Genomic DNA, 3,620 nt, shown 5'->3' with positions numbered 1-3,620 from the left:
AAAATAACACAATTTTCATGCGACGTGGTGCGCCGCGGCGCATGGGCGATTCCTTATTTCACAGGATCATACCCGCCCCTGGAAAAGGGGCTACACCTGACTATTCTCCAAAGAGCCAGCCCGCTTCCTTTCAGTACCCCATATTTCTCCACGGCATGCACAGTATATATGGAGCAACTGGGCTGGAATCGGCAGGAAGGGGGGAGTAGGGGAGAGACAAACCTCTTGTACGCCTTGATCGCTAAAATGAGGGCTCGCTTCATAGCACCTATCCCGGTATGATTCTTGCTTTTTGTAGTAGGGAGTCCATGCTTTGGTCTATTTCACGGAAATTCCGATGGCAACTGTCGTTCTTAGCTACCACAACCAGCTCATATCCTCGCTTCGCAATTCCTTCCTTGCTCCTGATCGACTCCTTGATCAACCTTTTCACTCTGTTTCTGTGCACCGCTGGCCCGACCCGGTGGCCCACAGTGATGCCCACCCTGCTGATCCCCTGCGCACTCCCTTTTAAGTAGTAAAGGACAAGCAGCCTATCTGAGACCGATTTCCCTTCCCTATAGACTCTCCTAAACTCTCTGCCCCGCTTCAATGCTCCAACCATCCGCTCTGGCATGCCTACCTCTTGATAATCTAAACAGTCAGCCTTTTCCGCCCCTTATCTCTCCTGTTTTTAATAACTCTTTTGCCTCCCGCGGTGCTCATTCTGGCCCGAAAGCCGTGAGTTTTGCTCCTTTTTCTGTTCTTGGGCTGGTAGGTCCGCTTCATGTCTGCTCCTGCATGGCTCCTTTGGGGGCGTCTTTCGAGAGTATGGGCTATTATAGCCTGTTATTTTTTTTGGTGTCAAGGGCGATGCCGCACTACCTGAGGCGCCCCCAATCTCGCCAGACCCCTCCAGACCCATTCCTTGTTCCAGGCTCCACTGGTGCGCCGGACATTGGCATAGCCTCTCTTGCGGTCCAACTTAAGGTTCTCCACGTGGTAGACATCCAGAAACGACTTCTCTGCTCTCGCAGGCCAGCTCGGTTGCTTTGTGCCTTAATCCCCTGCTATAATTCTTTTGACCGCTCTCTTTGGTGAGAGCGCCCAAAATGGCTTATGTTTATCTCTAACGGCTCATATTACAGCATTGATGCTTTTCCCACACCACGGATGTTTTCCACACCTGTGGAATTATCTGTGGAAAACATGACAAAATACCTATTCAAATTATATTATCGCTTTTTCCGTTCAGGGCGAAAAGCTCTGCCCAGTAGGGCATTTTATAAGTTGTCTGGTGTTGAAGGCTGGGCGGCCCAGGCTGCTTTTCAGGAAAACTGCGGAAGGAACTGAGCTGTGAAAGAGTTCTCACACAAGGTACTTCAAGAAAGCAAGACCGACCCGGAGCCCTCTGGTGAAGACCATAAACCCAGGCTACCCCTTCCCCCTCTGGTCCGCATAGCTATATATGATTCGTTTACCTCCGCCCCCAGAATAGTTGATCTCAAGGCTCCCGGGGTCCGCCAACTTATGGATCTTTTGAGCGAGAAAGCCTACAATTTTTCCCAGCAAAAGGGTGGCGCGGTTCCTTATACCACCATACGCGAAGTAGTCGAGAACCTGATCCATGCCAACTTCCAGGAAGTCATTATCAATATTTACGAGGGGGGTAACGTAATCCGGATTTCTGACCAGGGCCCGGGCATTCCCGACAAAACCAGGGTCTTTGAACCGGGCTTTACCACCGCCCGAGGAGAGGCGAAGCGGTATATCCGGGGGGTCGGGTCGGGGCTCCCTATTGTCAAGGAGACTATGTCCCTTTCTGGAGGCCAGGTAACTATAGAAGATAACCTGCAATGTGGCACTGTGGTTACTCTGACTCTTCTTAAAGAGATGAAGAAAAAGGCCGATAATGATAATATAGGGCCCAAGACGGCCAGCAGAGACGAGCGGGTATCCTTGACCCGCCGCCAGAACATGGTTCTTTCCCTGGTTACGGAGCTGGAAGAGGTAGGTCCCACTCGCATATCCGAGGAGCTGGACATCAGCCTCACCACAGCCTACCGCGAATTAACCTTTCTGGAACACGCCGGTTTCATAACCTCTGGCAGCCAGGGAAAGCGCAGAGTCGCCAGCAAGGGTCTGGAATACCTGAAACAACTCGCGCGCACTTAGAGTGGGGTGGCAGTGAAGGAACAAATCCAGCTTATCTGGGATCAGGCCTTGAGCCTCATCAGGCAGGAGCTAAATACTCCTACCTTCAAGACCTGGTTTGAAAACACCACGCCTGTTGCTATTGAGAGGGAGAGTTTTGTTATCTCCGCTCCCAGCCTTTTTGCTAAACAGTGGCTGGAGTCTAGATATGCCGGCCTGATCAATGCTTCTATAAGGCGGGTTTTAGGCCAGAACTTCCAGGTTGTGATCACTGTAGTAGCGGGGGAGGGGGAACTGTCCTCCGAACAACCCTCTTTCCCTCCTGCGCGCACAAAAACCAGGGGTCTCCCCCGACAGGAGCGCCCGGCTCTCAATCCCAAATACACCTTTGACTCCTTCGTTATTGGCAGTAGCAACCGCTTTGCCCACGCCGCTGCTCTAGCCGTTGCTGAAGCCCCCAGTGTCGCCTACAACCCTCTTTTCGTTTACGGAGGCTCTGGGCTCGGCAAGACCCATTTGCTTCACGCCATTGGCCACTATGTCGCTGAACAACACCCTCATCTAACCGTAAAGTACGTGTCCACGGAAAAGTTTCTCAGCGAGTTCATTAATGCCATTAAGGATGATAAAACTGTGGCTTTTCAGTCCCGGTACCGTAATAACGACGTCCTGCTGGTGGATGACGTCCAGTTTCTAGAAGACAAAGCTAGAACTCAGGAGGAGTTTTTCCACACCTTTAACGCTCTCCATAATGCCAACAAGCAGATCGTTATTACCTCTGATCGTTCTCCTAAGGACATTTCTACTTTAGAAGAAAGGCTGCGCTCACGCTTTGAATGGGGTCTGATCACCGACATCCAACCTCCAGACCTGGAGACAAGAATAGCCATTTTAAAGAAGAATTCAGAAAGAGAAAATTTTTGTGTTCCCGATGAGATTCTGGAGTTTATTGCTTCCAAAATAAAAACTAATATACGGGAGTTAGAGGGAGCCTTAATCAGGGTAGTGGCTAAAGCTTCTCTTGATGGGTCGGCAGTAGATATCTCTATTGCTGGGACCGTCCTCCAAGATATCCTGCCCAACGACACAGCCAGGGTTATCACCATAGACAGAATTCTTCAAGAAGTAGCCCGATATTTTTCTATGTCGGTAGCTGAACTAATTAGTAGTAAAAGAGCGCAGGATATTGTCCGCCCTCGCCAGGTGGCCATGTTCTTGTCCAGGGAGCTTACGGATGCGTCTCTGCCTAAAATTGGACAGGTTTTTGGCGGACGCGATCATACCACTGTTATGTACGCTGTCAATAAAATAAAGAAGGCTCTTAGTGAAGATACTGAGACCTATAAACAGGTACAAGAGATTACAAGTCGCATCAAGACCAGCAGTTGAATGCCGGTGTATCTTACCTTACATCTCTAAAAACGTAAATTTGAGGGAATCGCCCATGCACCGCGGCGCACCACGTCGCATGAAAATTATGTTATTTT

5 protein-coding genes are annotated in these 3,620 nt (G+C 50.1%); 2 read left to right on the top strand and 3 right to left on the bottom strand.

From position 1 onward, the window contains the following. Positions 1-53 precede the first annotated feature (53 nt). From yidD to rpmH, 3 genes are read right to left on the bottom strand one after another with little or no spacing between them, the layout of a single operon-like run. Positions 54-263, bottom strand: coding sequence for a membrane protein insertion efficiency factor YidD (yidD, locus tag HW443_RS09905; protein ID WP_176226464.1), 210 nt, complete (start codon positions 261-263; stop codon positions 54-56). 5 nt (positions 264-268) lie between these two features. After that, positions 269-616: a ribonuclease P protein component gene (rnpA, locus tag HW443_RS09900; protein ID WP_176231163.1), complete on the bottom strand. Its 348-nt coding sequence runs from the start codon at positions 614-616 to the stop codon at positions 269-271. Positions 617-633: 17 nt separating this feature from the next. Then, a complete protein-coding gene (rpmH, locus tag HW443_RS09895; RefSeq protein ID WP_176226462.1) occupies positions 634-768 on the bottom strand; it encodes a 50S ribosomal protein L34 in 135 nt (44 codons plus the stop codon). 567 nt (positions 769-1,335) lie between these two features. On the opposite strand from rpmH, the gene HW443_RS09890 reads away from it, so the two are divergent. Together HW443_RS09890 and dnaA are read left to right on the top strand one after the other, a co-directional pair. Next, positions 1,336-2,154 carry an ATP-binding protein gene (locus HW443_RS09890; RefSeq protein ID WP_176231162.1) on the top strand — a complete coding sequence of 273 codons (819 nt, stop codon included), beginning with the start codon at positions 1,336-1,338 and terminating at the stop codon, positions 2,152-2,154. Between the two features lie 12 nt (positions 2,155-2,166). Next, complete coding sequence (gene dnaA / locus HW443_RS09885) at positions 2,167-3,522, top strand: chromosomal replication initiator protein DnaA (RefSeq protein WP_176231161.1); 1,356 nt, start codon at positions 2,167-2,169, stop codon at positions 3,520-3,522. Positions 3,523-3,620: the final 98 nt, after the last annotated feature.

This window comes from Candidatus Hakubella thermalkaliphila, from assembly GCF_013281975.1.
GTDB classification, from domain to species: Bacteria; Actinomycetota; Humimicrobiia; order Hakubellales; family Hakubellaceae; genus Hakubella; species Hakubella thermalkaliphila.
Note: the sequence above shows the minus strand (reverse complement) of the source record. Positions and strands in the feature narration are given on the sequence as shown.